The organism is Bradyrhizobium sp. USDA 3311 (assembly GCF_054062495.1).
Window position 1 is genome coordinate 3,992,742 of the sequence record NZ_JBSSFI010000001.1, and the last position, 15,802, is coordinate 4,008,543.

The window sequence follows — 15,802 nt, forward strand, 5'->3', positions numbered from 1 at the left end:
GCGCGCCGCTTCATCCTAAGAACCGACATCTGCCGCGCCTGCTTGAGAGCTGGGCGGCATTGCGCACCGGTGCCTTCCTCCTGCATGATCGCGGGAACTTTTGGGGAATGACCATGCGATCTGTCGTCGTCACCGGCGCGTCCACCGGCATCGGCTGGGCCATTGCGAAATTCATGGTCGGGCGCGGCTATCGCGTGTTCGGCAGCGTCCGCAAGCAGGCCGACGCCGACCGGCTCACGGGTGAGTTCGGCGCCAACTTCACACCGGTCCTGTTCGACGTCACCGACGAGGCGGCAGTCCTCGCTGCTGCGCGAAACGTCCGCGAGGCGCTGGGCGGCGAGACGCTGGCCGGCCTCGTCAACAATGCCGGTGTCGCGGTGGCCGGTCCCGTGCTCGAATTGTCGGTCGATGATTTCCGCCGCCAGATGGACATCAACGTCATCGGCCCTGTGATCGCGACGCAGGCTTTCGGGCCGCTGCTCGGCGCGGACCCGTCGCTGAAGGGGCCGAAGGGGCGGATCGTGATGATCAGCTCGGTCGCAGGCAAGAACGGCAATCCGCTGTCGGCGCCCTACTGCACCTCCAAGCACGCGATCGAGGGACTGTCGGAAAGCCTGCGCCGCGAGCTGATGCTGTTCGGCATCGACGTCATCATCGTCGCCCCCGGCGCGGTGAAGACGCCGATCTGGAGCAAGGCTGAAGAGATCGATCTCTCCGTCTACCAGAACTCGCCCTATCTGCCGGCGCTCAACAAGGTCATGGCGTTCATGTTGGCGCTCGGCGCGAAGGGCCTGCCCGCCGAGCGCATCGCCGAGATCGTGTTCGAGGCGCTGACCGCGGCAAGCCCCAAGGTGCGCTACCAGATCACGCCCAACCCGATGCGGCATCTGATCGGGGCCGTGCAGCCGAAACGGACGCTCGATCGGATCATCGCCAAGCAGCTTGGGCTGTTGCCGCAGGGGTGACGCCCCGCTTCAGCGCGCCGCGACGGTCCGTCCGCGCGGATGGGCGGCCATCGCGATCAGCCGCAGCGCAATCACGGCGAGCAGCGGAAGGAGGAAAGCGGCATAGAGCGGCATCGCCGGCACGCGCTTGCCGAACGACACCATGAACTGGAGCCAGAGGTAATAGCCCCCTGTGAGGTGCAGCGCGCGCCAGGCGCGCGGCCCGAGCAGCGCGGCGGTGCGGTCGAACGAGGTCGCGCTCATCGCGATGATGAAGGCATAGCCGATGCCGCCGAAGATGTAGGAGGCGGCCGAGGTCGCCTCCGCAAAGTCGGCCGGATCCATATTGGCGAACGCGACGATCGCAACCGCGTGGATCGCGTGGGAGGCGGCGAAGCTCAAGCCCAGATAGCGGCGGTTGCGGCGCTGCCAGCGCGTCCAGGCATTGAGCCAGAGCCGGGCGAGAGCCGCGGCGCCGAAGGCGAGACAGAACAGCATGAGCGAGCTGCGCGCCGTGAAGCGGATCACCATCCGCACGCCCTCGACCTCGAATTGCCGCATCGAGGCGATCCACAGGCTGAGGACGATCAGGCTGAGGGTGAGGGCGGCCAGCAGCCTCCAGCCTTCGAGCCAGCTTTGACGTTGTGACATGGTGGTCTCCTCCCTTATGTAATCATCGATTACATTTATGGCCGGCATATCCGTCAATGGTGTAATCGCTGCTTACATTCACGTTCGGGTGATGCTAGAAGGCCGGATGCCCGCCCGTCAGACCTCCAGGCCGCGCACCCGCCGCCAAACATCCCAGGTCCGGCCGTACCACCACGGCGACCTTCGCCGCGTGCTGATCGATGCTGCGCTGCAACTGGCGGCCGAAGGCGCCGAGGTCTCCGTGCGCGAGGCCGCGCGCCGGGCCGCGGTATCGCCGGGCGCGCCGTTCCGGCACTTCCCCAACCGCGACGCGCTGATGGCGGCGGTGGCCGGGGAGGCGCAGCGGCGCTTTCGTGCGGAGATCGAGAAGGCGCTGGGCGAGGCTCCGGCCGCCGATCCGCTCGGCCGCTTCCGCGCCTTCGGCCTTGCCTATCTGCGCTGGGCGATGCGCAATCCCGCACATTTCGAGATCATCTCCACGGGGCGCTATTTCGCCCATGGCAGCTCCGCGGAGCTGACGCGCGACAATGCCGAGTTGATCGCTCTGACGGAGCAGATGCTGGCCGAGGCGGCGGAGCAGGGTCTGCTGCCGTCGGCCGACCTCAAGCGCATCCAGATCGCCGGTCGCGCCCTGGTCTACGGTTTTGCCCGGATGAATCTCGACGGCCACTTTCCGCGCTGGGGCGTGGAGGAGGGGGAGGTCGAGCGGATGGCGGAAGGGGTCATCGACCTGTTCATCGCCGGGATTGCCAGGCGCTAGCGTCGCCCGCCGCCAGGAATAAGCGAAGGTCGGATCGAGGCGCGCGTTGCCTGTCCTTGACTGTTCCGTTACAGTTTTATGACACGGTGCAGGCTTCCGGCTGCGCCGGACGCCCTAGTCGCCTTCGGGCCGGCCAGACGGCTAGGATCATCGTGCCGGACCAGCTGTTGCGTGTCGTCGATGGCGTCCGCGCCCAATCCAGGTCCTTCTGCCACGACTGCCGTGCTCGCGAGCGTTGCCGCGCTCGGCATCTGGCGGCTGCTCGCGGTCGCCGCGCCGCATCTGGCGGCGCTCGCGCTGATGTACGAGACCGAGACCGATTTCGGCTCGCGCCTCTCCTTCGCGCTCGCCTGGGGCATTCTCAATTTCTTCTGGATCACGCTGCTGCGCCGGCCGGCGCTGTCGGGCGCGCTGTCGCTGACCTTGGTCGTCGTGCTGGTGCTGCTGTCGCGGCTCAAGCACGACGTCGTGCAGATGACGGTCAACTTCATCGACCTGATGATGATCGACCGCGACACCGTCGCGTTCCTGTTCACGATCTTCCCGAATTTGCGCTGGTCGGTGATCCTGGCCGGTCTCGTCACGTTGCCGCTTATGTACGCGCTGTGGTGGCTCGATCCGTTCCGCATCCGCCGCCTGCCGGCGCTCGCCTGCAAGCTCGCCTGTCTCGCCGCGCTGGTCGGCTATTCGCTCTATCATCCGGACGAGGCCTGGCGCGGATATTACGACGACGGCTATCTCTCGAAGTTCTTCCGCTCCGGCGTCAGCGCGGTGTCCGACTTCGCGCAGTACGGCTTCATGGAATCGGCCGCCTCGACCAACGAGCGGCTCAACATGCCGCTGGTGGACGCCTGCCACCCTGCGGGCCGCCGGCCGAACATCATCATGATCCATGATGAATCGAGCTTCGACATCCGCGCCGCCCAGGGCATCAAGGTGCCGCAGGGCTATGGCAGCCACTTCAAGTCATGGGACGGCAAGCAGCGCACGTTTCTGGCCGAGAGCAATGGCGGGCCGAGCTGGTTCACCGAGTACAATGTGCTCGCCGGCCTCTCCTCGCGCTCGTTCGGCCGCTTCGCGTATTTCGTGACGCGCATCGCAACCGGCCGCGTCGAGCGCGGCCTGCCGCTGGCGCTGCGCCGCTGCGGCTACGACACCCTGTCGCTCTATCCCGCCTATGGCGGTTTCATGGGCGCACGCAGCTTCCAGATGACGACCGGCGTCGAACGCTTCCTCGATTCCAAGGACCTCGGCGCCAAGGACGTCGAACCGGACTCGTTCTTCTACGACAAGGCGCTCCGGTTGATGGGTGAGCGGACGCCGAACAAGCCGCTGTTCACCTTCATCTATCTCGGCGCCAATCATTTCCCCTGGGAGACGCGCTTCCGTCCCGATTTGCTGCCGAACTGGCGCGCGCCGGGCAATGTGGCTTCCATCGACGAATATCTGCGCCGGCAGGCGATGAGCGCCGAGCAGTACAGGGCTTTCGTCGCGGGGCTGAAGAAGACGTTTCCCGGCGAGCCCTTCCTGATCGTGCGCTATGGCGACCATCAGCCCGAGTTTGCGCCGAACATCCTCGAGCCCGGGCTCGACGAAGGCGCCATCGGCAAGAAGCTCGACGCCTACGATCCGCGTCTCTACGCGACCTACTACGCGATCGACGCCGTCAATTTCGAGCCGGTCAGAAGCGAGGCCGTGATGGATACGATCGACGGGCCCTATCTGCCGCTGGTGATCCAGGAAGCCGCCGGCATCCCGCTCGACCCGTCCTTCGCCGTGCAAAAGGACATCATGCTCCGCTGCAAGGGTATCTTCTACGGCTGCAAGGACGGCGCCGAGGCGCGGCGGCTCAACCGGCTGCTGATCAATGCGGGGATGATCCGGGGGCTGTAGCGTTCTGACGAGTTTTGCGAGGGGGCGTTTTTTGGAGCGTCCATGTCTCTCCAATGTCGTCCTGGCGAAGGCCAGGACCCATACCGCGTGATCTATCAAATCGAGCGAGCTGCTAGTACCGTCCACATAACCAAGCCTTGGGGTAATGGGTCCTGGCCTTCGCCAGGACGACACCGAATAAATAGCGCAGGCCTACCGCCCGCCCACCTTCCCCCACAGCCATTTCGCCACCGCATCCGGCGACGAATTCGCGTCGTTGCCGCTGGCGCGCAAATTGGCCTCGCGCATGGTGGCGATGTCGATCTTGCCGAGCAGCGGTCTGAGCGCGGCCTGCAATCGCTCGTCGCCGGCGCGCTTGGGTGCGAGCAGCAGGATCGCATCGTAGGGCGGGATCGCGTGCCTGGGATCGTCGAGCACAACGAGGTCGTATTTCGCGATCAGCCCGTCGCTGGTGTAGCCGGCGATGACGTCGACCTCGCCGCCGGCGACCGCCGCATACATGAAATCCGGCTGCATCTGGCGCTGGGCGCGGAATTGAAGGCCGTAGGCCTTTTGCAGCGCCGCCCATTCGGGGCGCGAGAAGAACTCGTAGTCGCCGGCGATCGACAGCGCCGATGCGTGCGCGGCGAGATCGGCGATGGTGCGGATGCCAAGCGCCCCGGCGCGCTTTTTCGGGATCACCAGCGCATAGGCATTCTCGAAGCCGAGCTCGCCGAGCAGGGTGATGTTCTCTTTCGTGAGGGCTGTCTTCAGCTCCGCGAGTAGTTCGGCGCGCGGCTTGATGTCGGTGCGATGCAGCTGGTTGGCCCAGAGCGTGCCGGAATAATCGACATAGAGGTCGATGTCGCCGGCCTTCAGCGCCTCGAAGATCACGCTGGAGCCAAGGCCGGACCGCGCGGTGGCCGGCAGGCCCGCCGCCTGGAGGCGGTCCCTCATCAACGCGGACAGCACATATTGCTCGGCAAACGTCTTGGCCCCGACGACATAGCCCCGCGACGAGCGGCCCATCGTCGGCACCAGCGTTGCGGCGACCAGTGCCGCGATCCCGACCGCGCCGAACCCGGTGCGCAGGCGGCTGCGGCGGCGCAGGCCGCTCTCGATCAGGCCGAGCAACTGATCGACGGCGAGCGCCAGCAGGGCGGAGGCAAGGCAGCCGAACAGCACGAATACCCAGTTCTGGGTCTGGAGCCCGGCAAAGATGTAGTTGCCGAGGCTGGTCTGCCCGATCGGGGTCGAGAGCGTCGCGGTGCCGATCACCCAGACCGCGGCGGTGCGGATGCCCGCCATCATCACCGGCAGCGCCAGCGGCAGCTCGACCAGGACGAGCGACTGCCGCGCGGTCATGCCGACGCCCTCAGCGGCTTCGATCAGCGCCGGGTCGATGCCGTTCAGCCCGGTGATGCCGTTGCGCAGCACCGGCAGCATCGAATACAGCGCCAGCGCCAGCATCGCCGGCAGGAAGCCGAACGCCGAGAAGGAGATTCCGAACCAGGCGAGCGTCAGGGACGCCGCCGCCAGCAACAACGGATAGAACAGCGCGAGCAGCGCCAGTCCCGGCACGGTCTGCACGATGCTGGCGAGCGCGAGCAGGATGCCGCGCGGCGCCGGACGGTTGCGTGTCAGGATCGCCAGCGGCAGGCTGACGGCGAGGCCGAGCGCCAGCGCGGCCAGGCTCACCCGCACATGGTTGCCGAGATAGTCGGGCAGATGCGACAGCGCCTCGCCCCAGCGTGGATCGGTGAAGAGGCTCATGCCGCACCGCTCTGCGGCAGCAGCGCGTTCAGCCGCTCGACCTGGCGCCGCGGCGTGCGCAGCAGCTCCAGCACATAGGCGTCGGTGCTCGTGGAGAGCTCCGCGGGTGTGCCCTGCGCGAGCAGCTTGCCGCCGCGCATCACCGCGATGCGGTCGGCGAGCAGGATCGCCTCAGTCATGTCATGCGTGATCATGACCGTGGTCAGGCCGAGCCTGCGATGCAGCGAGCGATAGTCGTCGCCGAGCGCGTCGCGGGTGAGGGGATCGAGCGCGCCGAACGGCTCGTCCATCAGCACGATGCGGGGCTTTGCCGCGAGCGCCCGCGCCACGCCGACGCGCTGGCGCTGGCCGCCCGAGAGCGCCTCGGGCAGCCGGTCACGATGCGCGGCACGGTCGAGCTGCACAAGCTCCAGCAATTCGTCGACCCGCGCTGCGATATCCGCTGCCGGTGCGCCCAGCAGCTTCGGCGTGATCCCGATATTGTCGGCGACGCTCAAGTGCGGGAACAGCCCGCCGCTCTGGAAGACGTAGCCGATCCGGCGCCGCAGCGCGACCGGATCGACGTTTTGCACGTCCTCGCCATCGATCGTGATGGTGCCGCGATCCGCCTCGATCAGCCGGTTGGCGAGCCGCAGCAGCGTGGTCTTGCCCGAGCCCGACCCGCCGACGATGGCCACAAACTCGCCCTCGGCGATGTCGAGCGACACATCGTCCACGGCCTTGAGGGAGCCGAAGCTCCTGGTGACGTGGGAATAGCTGATGGCGGGCTTGGAAGGCATCAGGACGGGGCTCACTCTTCCTTACCCCTCCCCCTCCAGGGGAGGGTGAAGGAGGCGACGAAGCCCATGCGTAGCACGCTTGGCGGATTGATTGAACTTGGCCGCGCGAGCGGTTAAGGCATCGGACCAAATTCGGAGGGAACACATGACAACGCCTACGGCGGTGGCGCTGGAAGATGCCAAGGTTGCGTTCCGGCTGGGGGACGGACGGGTCTATACAGCGGTGGAGAAGGCGCATCTTTCGGTCGCGCAGGGCGAGTTCGTCGCCATCGTCGGCCCGACCGGCTGCGGGAAATCGACGCTGCTCAACGTCGCGGCCGGGCTGTTGAAGCCGGCGGCCGGAAGCGTCAAGATCTTCGACCGGCCGCTCGCGGGGCTGAACCGGGATGCCGGCTATCTGTTCCAGGCCGATGCGCTGTTCCCCTGGAAGACCGCGCTCGACAACGTCGCGATCGGACTCGAGATCAAGGGTACGCCGCGCGCCGAGGCGCTGCCGCGGGCGCAGAAATGGCTGACGTCCGTGGGCCTCGGCGCCTTCGCGGGCCGCTATCCCCACATGCTCTCGGGCGGCCAGCGCAAGCGCGTGGCGCTGGCGCAGGTTCTGATCCGCGATCCCAAGATCCTGCTGATGGACGAGCCGTTCGGGCCGCTCGATGCACAGACCCGCCAGGTGATGGGCAATCTGCTGCTCGATCTCTGGAACGCCGACCGCAAGGCGGTGCTGTTCGTGACCCATGATCTCGAAGAGGCGATCGCGCTCGCCGACCGCGTCGTGATCATGTCGGCGGGGCCGTCCTCGCGCATCATCGGCGACTGGCGCGTCGGCTTGCCGCGCCCGCGCGACATCTTCGAGGTGCGCCTGGACAAGGAATTCCATGCGCTCCACCGCGAGATCTGGAGCGTGCTCAAGGACGAGGTGATGAAGGGTTACGCGCAAACCACCCAAGCGGCGGAGGCGGTCTGATGTCGCGCCCGACGCTGCTTGCGCTGCAAGTCCTGGTCGCAGTCGTCTGCATTGTGCTGTGGCAGGTGCTGTCGACCGTCCCCGTGTTCGGCAAGATCGTGCTGCCGCCGTTCTTCTTCTCCAACCCGTTCGACGTGTTCAGCCAGATCGTGAAGTGGTTTGCCTCCGGCGTGATCTGGAAGCACCTCGGCATCACGCTCGCGGAATCGATCCTCGCCTTCGTGATCGGATCGCTCGGCGGTGTGCTGATCGGCTTCTGGTTCGCGCGCCAGCCGCTGGTCGCCGCGGTGTTCGACCCTTACGTGAAAATGGTCAACGCCCTGCCGCGCGTGGTGCTGGCGCCGATCTTCGCGCTGTGGCTCGGCCTCGGCATCTGGTCCAAGGTCGCGCTCGGCGTGACGCTGGTGTTCTTCATCGTGTTCTTCAACGTCTATCAGGGCGTCAAGGAGGTCAGTCGCACCGTGCTCGACAATGGCCGCATGCTCGGCATGAGCGAGCGGCAGCTGATGCAGCACGTCTATTGGCCGTCGGCGCTGTCCTGGATGTTCTCCTCGCTGCACACCTCGGTCGGCTTCGCCGTGGTCGGCGCCGTCGTCGGCGAGTATCTGGGATCGGCGGCCGGCCTCGGCTATCTGATCCAGCAGGCCGAAGGCGTGTTCGACGTCGCCGGCGTGTTCGCCGGCATGTTCGTGCTGTCGGCCTTCGTCATCCTGATCGACTACGGGGTCACGCTGGTGGAGCGGCGCTTGCTGGTGTGGCGGCCGACAGCGTTGGATGGACGTGGCTAGCCGCCGCGTTGTCCTGCTGACATTTATGTGATTGACCGGCCGGAATAGAACGCGCGCCCACGCGTCATACCCCCATGCAACCACCTGCATGGGAGTTCAGGATGCACCGGTCACAGTTTCATCGCCTCGTTGCGGCGCTCGCAGGCGGATGCCGATGGCCAAGGCCCGGCCTTGGCATGGCACTCATCGGCGCACGCATTCTCGTCGCCTTCGCAATTCCTCCGCTCGTATTCGCGCATGAAGCCCATCCGGCCAACCCGCCGGCTGCGCTGAGCGCGGAGGAGCGTGCGTTCCTGGAAGAAAACGAATCCGCCATGGCCAAGATGATGAACGACATGGCGGCCAAGCCGACGGGCGACGTCGATCGCGACTTCGTCGCGATGATGAATCCGCATCATCAGGGTGCGATCGACATGGCGGTCATCGAATTGCGCTACGGCAAGAACGAGCAGTTGCGGCGCATTGCCCAGGAAATCATCGTCGACCAGATGCAGGAGATCGCGGCCATGAAGCTCGCGATCGGCGAACCGGCAACCGATACGACGCCCGCCCCGACCCAGCCGCCGTCTGGCCCCGTTGCAAGCGTCCATCATCCCCCGGGCATGCAGATGGACATGTCCGCCGGAATGAAGAAGTAGGAGCGCCACATGAAGACGTCGAGAAGCAGCATCGGGAAGAGCATCTTCCTGGCGGCCACCATGCTTGCAACCGGTTCAGCCGCATGGGCAGGGCAGGCGCCGGGCGCGCTGTCCTCACCCGATATTCCGATCAGCCATCACGACCGAGTCTATGCCGCGGAGCAGTTCTCGAACACGGTCTCGGTAACCGACCCGGTCGACAACAAGCTGCTTGGGGTGATCCGGCTCGGCGACCCGCAGCCCGGCAATTTCAGCCCGCTCTACAAGGGCCAGGTTCTCGTGCATGGCATGGGCTTTTCGCCCGATCACAAGACGCTTGCCGTGGTGTCGATCGGCTCAAACTCGGTTACCTTCATCGACACCGCGACCAATGCGGTCAAGCACACGACCTATATCGGGCGGTCGCCGCACGAGGCGTTCTTCACGCCGGACGGCAAGGAGGTGTGGGTCACCGTTCGCGGCGAAAACTACATCTCCGTGGTCGACCCGCAGAGCTTTGAGGAAAAACGCCGCATCACCACCCCCAGCGGGCCGGGCATGCAGATGTTTTCACCGGACGGCAAATACGCCTACATCTGCTCGTCCTTCAATCCCGAGACCGACGTCGTCGCGGTCGCCGAGCACAAGATCATCGCCAAAGTGAAGCAGGAAAGCCCGTTCTGCCCGAACATCGCGGTGACGCCGGATGGAAACCAGGTGTGGTTCACGCTGAAGGATACGGGCAGGACTCAGGTGTTCAACGCCAGGCCGCCGTTCAACCCGATCAGGACGATCGATACCGGTCCGATCACCAACCACGTCAATTTCGCGCACACTGCCAGGGGAACATTTGCCTACGTCACCATCGGTGGCCTGAACCAGGTGAAGGTGTTCCGCACCGACGACTTCTCGCAAGTCGCGACGATCCCGGTCGGCAATCTGCCGCACGGCGTCTGGCCGTCCGGCGACGGCACGCGCATCTATGTCGGGCTTGAGAACGCCGACGCGCTCGCGGCGATCGACACCGCGACCAACAGCGTGGTGGCGAATGTCCCGATCGGCCAGGCGCCGCAGGCCATTGCCTACGTTCCAGGTGCGGCTCCCAATCCTGATGACCGCCAGAACCTGCAGGCCCTCGGCGTTGCCGGCCAGGTCGCTCATCTCGCGCTTGCATCCAGGGACGGTTCGAAGGACGGAAAGGCGCCGACCAGCGTCTCGCTGTTCGATCAGGGCCTGATCCAGATCTTGCAGGCTTCGGTGACGGGACTTGAGCCCAGGCAGAAATATGTGCTGGCGCTGGCGGAACGCAGTGACGGAAGCGGCCCGCTACAGCCATTGGCGGCGTTCATGACCAATCCGGCCGGATCGGCCATCGTCAACGCGGCCGGCCCGATCCGGCAGATCGTCGATCAGTCCGCGGTGGCTGGAAAGCGATATCTGGTGATCGCCTCCGGAGACGCGGCCGGGCCCGGCGAGGCGGTCCAGATCGAGACGCAATGACGCACCGTCGGGCGGCAACGAAGAGCAGGCGGAGCGCCTCATGAAGGACATGCTGGTTCAGGTCGAGCCACTGATCCCCGCGCTCCGCCGCTATGCGCGCGCCCTCGTGCGCGATCGCGCGGCCGCCGACGATCTGGTTCAGGATTGCCTGGAGCGGGCCGTCGGCCGCTGGCATCAGCGGCGCGACGGCAGCGTGCGCGCCTGGCTGTTCACGATCCTCCACAATCTGGCGGTCACTCAATTTCGCCAGACAACAGCGCGGGGCAGGCATATGCCGATCGACGATGCCGGCGAGCGCGAGCTTGTCAGTGCGGCAGCGCAGGAGCACAGGCTGATCTATCAGGATGTCCTGAACAAGCTTGCGAGACTGCCGCAGGAGCAGCGGGCTGTGTTGTTGCTTGTTGCAGTCGAGGATCTTTCCTACGCCGCCGCCGCGGAGGTGTTGAATGTCCCGGTCGGGACAGTGATGTCGCGCCTGTCGCGTGCGCGGGAGCGGCTGCTGCAGGAGATGGACGGCGTTGCACCGGGGAACGTCGTGGCATTGCGGAGCATGAAATGAGCCAACGGCCGATCACGGAAGATGATCTCCACGCCTTTGTGGACCACGCGCTCGAGCCTGAGCGTCGTGCGGAGGTCGGATCCTATCTGGACGATCACCCGGATGTCGCCGGGCGCGTCGCGGCCTTTGCCGCCCAGCGCGAGCAGTTGCGCAGCGCGCTGGCGCCAATCGCCGATGAACCATTGCCGGCCGAGTTGAACCTGTCGCACATTATCGAGAGCCGGAAGCGGCGCCCTCTGCACGCATGGTGGGCAATCGCGGCGCTGTTGCTCCTGAGCATCGGCGGTCTCGGCGGCTGGACCATGCGCAGCCTGTTGCAGGATGGCTCGAACGGACTGTCCGCATTGGCGCAGGAGGCGGCCTACTCTTACGGCGTCTATGCACCGGACCGCGTGCGGCCGGTCGAGATACGTGCGTCCGACAGTGCCGAGCTCACGCAATGGGTCTCCAACCGGCTGAAGCAGCCGGTCAAGGTGCCGGATCTTTCCGTGTCCGGCTATCGGCTGATGGGAGGGCGTCTCGTTGCGACCTCGCACGGTCCGGCTGCGATGTTCATGTACGACGACGATCGCGGCGATCGCCTTGTCGTGCTGACGCGCCCGATGAGCCGCGGTGGACAGGATACGCCGATGCTGCCGCAATCGACCGGTGATGTCGCGGGTTTCGCCTGGGCGGACGGCGGCATGGGCTATACGCTCGTCGGCGAGCTTCCGACGGACACGCTCAAGCCGATCGCGAACGAGATCAGGAAGCAGGCACGCCCGATCTAGCCGGGACATTCAGTGGACGGGCCCGCGCGTCGCGCGAGCCCCGGCAGCGCGAATGCTCAATCCAGCAGCTTGGTATCGTCGGGCGCCTGCGGAGGCGTCTTGATCGCGATTGCCTTAACCTGGCCGCTGATCGGCTTGGTGCCGCCATGCGGCGTGCCCTTGGGGATGATGACGAGGTCGCCCGGCTTCACCGTGACCTCCTTGTCGCCGAGCCAGATCGTCCCGGTCCCGTCCAGGATGTACTGGATTTCGTTGGTGTTGGGATGCAGGTGCTTGGGCACATTGCCGACCTGGATCGAGATGGTGGCGCCGTCGGCGCTTGCGAACATCTTGGAGCGATAGCCGACATTGTTGGCGGGCCCGAGCGCGTCGCCTTCCATCTCGCCGGTGTGGATGATCTGTGCGGTGACGTTCTCGGCGGCCAGCGCCGGCCGGAGCAACTGGTTTGCGCCGCATCCGGCGGCAAAGGCGGCGGCGATCGACAGTCCGGCGGCAAGGCGATTCATGGATGATTCTCCCCATCAGGAATTGTTCTTGTTTGGCCATGCTATTGCGCCCAAAGGCTGATGGCGAGTCGCACTTAGGCAGTGCTTCTCAAGCCGGTCCCGCTGCTCTATGGTGCCGCCGGCCGAACGGAGGAAACCAATGAAGAACACGATTGCCAGGCTCGCCGGCGCGCTGCTCGCGCTGACGCTCACCACCGGTCTTGCCGCGGCGCAAAGCAAGGTGACCATCGCGGTCGGCGGCGGTTCCTGCCTGTGCTATCTGCCCACGGTGCTGGCCAAGCAGCTCGGCGAATACGACAAGGCCGGCCTCAATGTCGAACTCGTGGACCTCAAGGGCGGTTCGGATGCGCTCAAGGCCGTGCTCGGCGGCAGCGCCGACGTGGTCTCCGGCTATTTCGACCATTGCGTCAACCTGGCGGCCAAGAAGCAGGAGCTCCAGGCCTTCGTCGTCTATGACCGCTATCCCGGCCTCGTGCTGGTGGTTTCGCCCGCGCACACGAACGAAATCAAGTCGATCAAGGATCTCGCCGGCAAGAAGGTCGGCGTCAGCGCCCCCGGATCCTCGACCGACTTCTTCCTCAAATACATGCTCAAGAGGAATGGCCTCGATCCCGCCGGCACCGCCGTGATCGGCGTCGGCCTCGGCGCCACCGCGGTGGCCGCGATGGAGCAGGGGCAGATCGACGCAGCCGTGATGCTGGATCCCTCCGTCACGGTGCTCCAGGGCAGCCACAAGGATCTGCGCATTCTCAGCGACACCCGCACCCAGAAGGACACGCTTGAGACGTTCGGCGGCGAATATCCGGGCGGCGCGCTGTATTCGACCGCGGCCTGGGTCAACGGCCACGAGAAGGAGACGCAGGCGCTCACCAATGCGATCCTCGCCACGCTGGCCTGGATTCACTCGCACTCGCCTGAGGAGATCATGGCGAAGATGCCGGAAGAGACCGTCGGCAAGAACAAGGACCTCTATCTCGCCGCGCTGAAGAACACGATCCCGATGTTCTCCGAGACCGGCAAGATGGACCCGAAGGGCGCGGACGCCGTGCTCGCCGTGTTCAGCGTCGGCTCGCCCGAGGTCGCCAACGCCAAGATCGACGTCAGCAAGACCTTTACCAACAGGTATGTCGAGCAGGCCAAGAAGACCACGGGGAGCGCCAAATAACTGACGCGAAGGCGTGGTAACCAGGCTTCATGACGTCCCCGGTCATTCATCGCGTCACGACGCTTGATCTCGCCGTGCGGCCGATCATCTGGCCGTTCGCCGAGGAACGGCGCGCCGAGATCGCGGCGCACTTTGCCGAGAAGCAGCGCGAGCGGCCGAAAATCTGGAACGGCCGCGTCCTGCTCGGGCGCGATGCTGTGTTCACGGACGGCCATCTCGCCGCGACCTATTTCGAGACCGATTTCGCGAGCTTCCTCGCCTGGCGCGACTGGGGCTTCCCTGACACCGCCGTGTTCAACGGTTTCGGCATGGGCGCGCTGCGCGCCTCCGACGGCGCCTTCGTGATGGGCGAGATGGCGCAGCACACCGCCAATGCCGGCCGCATCTATTTCCCCTCCGGCACGCCCGATCTCGACGACGTCAGGGACGGTGTGCTCGATATTCCCGGCAGCGTCGTCCGCGAGCTCGCCGAGGAGACCGGCCTGACCGCGGCCGACTACGCGGCGGAAACCGACTGGCACTGCGTCGTCAGTGGCCATGCGATTGCAATGATTCAGATAATCAACCTGGACATGCCGGGCGAGGCGATCCGTGCCCGGATCGAAGCCAATCTCGCGCGCGAGACCGAACCTGAGTTGTCGGCCATTCATCTCGTGCGCGGGATGGATGATCTCACACCTACCATGCCGCGATTTGTCACGGCCTTCGTCGCGCAGCAGTTCGCCTCGCGCTGACGCGCGAGGCTTGACATCGCTGCGCGCAGCCCATGTGATGGGCGAAAAAGCAAAAGCAAGAAGAATGCAATGCACAATCGTCCAGGGAGGTTTAGATGCGCCTGCGCATGGCTGCCCGCTTGGTACGGGGGCTGATGGTCGCGATATCAGCGACGGGCTGGGCGGTCTCCGCCCAGGCCCAGGAGAAGAAGATCAAGATCGGCGTGGTGTTCGACCTGACCGGCCCCCTCGCGGGCGGCGGCTCTGAGCTCGGCTATATCGGTGCAAAGATCATCCTCGACCATTTCGCCAGGACCGGCGTCGAGGGCTACAAGATCGAGGCGGTCTATGCCGATGCGCAGAGCAAGCCCGACGTCGCCATCAACGAATCCGTCCGCCTGCTCGAGCAGGAGAAGGTGGACATGGTGCTCGGCTTCTTCTCCTCGGCACAATGCGTGCCGGTCGCGGCCCGTGTCGAGCAGCTCAAGAAGTTCATGTGGATGACGACCTGCATCTCGTCCGCCGTGTTCAACGAGAAGGGCTACAAATACGTCTTCCGTCCGCAGGCGAGCGGCGATCAGTTCGGCATGATGACGATGGATTTCATCGCCCAGAACGCCAAGGCGAAGTTCGACAAGGAGCCGAAGGATCTGCGCGTCGCCATCATCCATGAGGACGGCGCCTATGGCGTCGACGTCTCCAGGGGTAACGAGGCGGGCGCCAAGAGGGCCGGCTTCAACGTCGTGATGAAGGAAGGTTATTCGGCGACCGCGCCGGATCTCTCGTCGCTGGTGACCAAGCTGAAGCGCGCCAAGCCCGACGTGATCTTCCACACCGGCTACAACCCCGACATCACGCTGCTGCTGCGGCAGGCCCGCGAGCAGGGGCTGAAGTTCGGCGCGCTGATGGGGCATGGCGCCGGCTATGGCGTCTATGAGAAGCTGAAGGAGGGCATGGGCGCGGATGCCACCTACATCTTCAACACCGACCCGATCTCGATCTGGCTCGCCAACCAGAAGACCATGGATCCGAAGCTTCCCCCCGTGATCAAGATGGTCGGCGAGGAGTTCGACAAGATCAGGCCCGGCGTCGCCATCCGCTCCGCCCATGTCGGCATCGGTGCGTCCAATACCTATGTGTTCATGAGCGATGTGCTGCCGCGCGCGATCAAAAAATACGGCGGGGTCGATCCCGACGCGCTGCGCAAGGCGGCGCTCGACACCGACATTCCCGAGGGCGGCACCATGCTCGGCTTCGGCGTCAAGTTCTATGGCGAAGGCACGCCGATGGCAGGGCAGAACGAGCGCTCGTTCCCCGTCGTGATCCAGTATCTCGAGGACAAGTCCCATGTGGTGTGGCCCAAGAGCCAGGCGCAGCGCGAGGCAGTGCTGCCACTGCCGAAGGGCACCACCTACAGCAACCAGTAGCGCAACACGCGAAG

The 15,802-nt window shown here is 65.4% G+C and carries 16 protein-coding genes; 12 read left to right on the forward strand and 4 right to left on the reverse strand.

Going from position 1 to position 15,802, the window contains the following annotated elements; translation table 11 throughout:
* Positions 1-113 precede the first annotated feature (113 nt).
* Positions 114-965, forward strand: coding sequence for an SDR family oxidoreductase (locus ACVWW6_RS18920; protein ID WP_456683169.1), 852 nt, complete (start codon positions 114-116; stop codon positions 963-965).
* A 9-nt stretch (positions 966-974) separates the two neighbouring features.
* Here ACVWW6_RS18920 and ACVWW6_RS18925 read toward each other — a convergent pair whose 3' ends face one another.
* Positions 975-1,595, reverse strand: a complete 621-nt coding sequence (locus ACVWW6_RS18925) for a hypothetical protein (protein ID WP_456681226.1) — start codon at positions 1,593-1,595, stop codon at positions 975-977.
* 37 nt (positions 1,596-1,632) lie between these two features.
* On the opposite strand from ACVWW6_RS18925, the gene ACVWW6_RS18930 reads away from it, so the two are divergent.
* A complete protein-coding gene (locus ACVWW6_RS18930) occupies positions 1,633-2,355 on the forward strand; it encodes a TetR/AcrR family transcriptional regulator (protein ID WP_082755369.1) in 723 nt (240 codons plus the stop codon).
* A 180-nt stretch (positions 2,356-2,535) separates the two neighbouring features.
* Positions 2,536-4,248, forward strand: coding sequence for a sulfatase-like hydrolase/transferase (locus tag ACVWW6_RS18935; RefSeq protein WP_456681227.1), 1,713 nt, complete (start codon positions 2,536-2,538; stop codon positions 4,246-4,248).
* A 192-nt stretch (positions 4,249-4,440) separates the two neighbouring features.
* Here ACVWW6_RS18935 and ACVWW6_RS18940 read toward each other — a convergent pair whose 3' ends face one another.
* Positions 4,441-6,000, reverse strand: a complete 1,560-nt coding sequence (locus ACVWW6_RS18940) for a glycine betaine ABC transporter substrate-binding protein (RefSeq protein ID WP_456681228.1) — start codon at positions 5,998-6,000, stop codon at positions 4,441-4,443.
* A complete protein-coding gene (locus ACVWW6_RS18945) occupies positions 5,997-6,779 on the reverse strand; it encodes an ATP-binding cassette domain-containing protein (RefSeq protein ID WP_456681229.1) in 783 nt (260 codons plus the stop codon). The genes ACVWW6_RS18940 and ACVWW6_RS18945 overlap by 4 nt, the downstream gene beginning before the upstream one ends.
* A 145-nt stretch (positions 6,780-6,924) precedes the next feature.
* On the opposite strand from ACVWW6_RS18945, the gene ACVWW6_RS18950 reads away from it, so the two are divergent.
* The 6 genes from ACVWW6_RS18950 (at position 6,925) to ACVWW6_RS18975 (ending at position 11,977) form a co-directional block, all read left to right on the forward strand.
* A complete protein-coding gene (locus ACVWW6_RS18950; RefSeq protein WP_182872353.1) occupies positions 6,925-7,743 on the forward strand; it encodes an ABC transporter ATP-binding protein in 819 nt (272 codons plus the stop codon).
* On the forward strand, positions 7,743-8,531 hold the full coding sequence (locus ACVWW6_RS18955) for an ABC transporter permease (protein ID WP_182872352.1): 789 nt from the start codon (positions 7,743-7,745) through the stop codon (positions 8,529-8,531). Before ACVWW6_RS18950 ends, ACVWW6_RS18955 begins: the two co-directional genes overlap by 1 nt.
* A gap of 176 nt (positions 8,532-8,707) precedes the next feature.
* On the forward strand, positions 8,708-9,169 hold the full coding sequence (locus ACVWW6_RS18960; protein WP_456681230.1) for a DUF305 domain-containing protein: 462 nt from the start codon (positions 8,708-8,710) through the stop codon (positions 9,167-9,169).
* 9 nt (positions 9,170-9,178) lie between these two features.
* Positions 9,179-10,648 (forward strand): YncE family protein, encoded by a 1,470-nt coding sequence (locus ACVWW6_RS18965; RefSeq protein ID WP_456681231.1) that lies wholly within the window; start codon positions 9,179-9,181, stop codon positions 10,646-10,648.
* Positions 10,649-10,688: 40 nt separating this feature from the next.
* Positions 10,689-11,207: a sigma-70 family RNA polymerase sigma factor gene (locus ACVWW6_RS18970; RefSeq protein WP_456681232.1), complete on the forward strand. Its 519-nt coding sequence runs from the start codon at positions 10,689-10,691 to the stop codon at positions 11,205-11,207.
* A complete protein-coding gene (locus ACVWW6_RS18975) occupies positions 11,204-11,977 on the forward strand; it encodes an anti-sigma factor family protein (RefSeq protein WP_456681233.1) in 774 nt (257 codons plus the stop codon). The genes ACVWW6_RS18970 and ACVWW6_RS18975 overlap by 4 nt, the downstream gene beginning before the upstream one ends.
* A 56-nt stretch (positions 11,978-12,033) precedes the next feature.
* On the opposite strand, the gene ACVWW6_RS18980 is transcribed toward ACVWW6_RS18975, so the two are convergent.
* Positions 12,034-12,483, reverse strand: a complete 450-nt coding sequence (locus ACVWW6_RS18980; RefSeq protein WP_028176159.1) for a cupin domain-containing protein — start codon at positions 12,481-12,483, stop codon at positions 12,034-12,036.
* Between the two features lie 139 nt (positions 12,484-12,622).
* On the opposite strand from ACVWW6_RS18980, the gene ACVWW6_RS18985 reads away from it, so the two are divergent.
* The 3 genes from ACVWW6_RS18985 to ACVWW6_RS18995 all read left to right on the forward strand — a co-directional run bounded on the left by ACVWW6_RS18985 (position 12,623) and on the right by ACVWW6_RS18995 (position 15,788).
* Positions 12,623-13,648, forward strand: coding sequence for an ABC transporter substrate-binding protein (locus ACVWW6_RS18985; RefSeq protein WP_028176158.1), 1,026 nt, complete (start codon positions 12,623-12,625; stop codon positions 13,646-13,648).
* 29 nt (positions 13,649-13,677) lie between these two features.
* Positions 13,678-14,382 carry a hypothetical protein gene (locus ACVWW6_RS18990; RefSeq protein WP_011089220.1) on the forward strand — a complete coding sequence of 235 codons (705 nt, stop codon included), beginning with the start codon at positions 13,678-13,680 and terminating at the stop codon, positions 14,380-14,382.
* 95 nt (positions 14,383-14,477) lie between these two features.
* Positions 14,478-15,788 carry an ABC transporter substrate-binding protein gene (locus ACVWW6_RS18995; protein ID WP_456681234.1) on the forward strand — a complete coding sequence of 437 codons (1,311 nt, stop codon included), beginning with the start codon at positions 14,478-14,480 and terminating at the stop codon, positions 15,786-15,788.
* Positions 15,789-15,802: the final 14 nt, after the last annotated feature.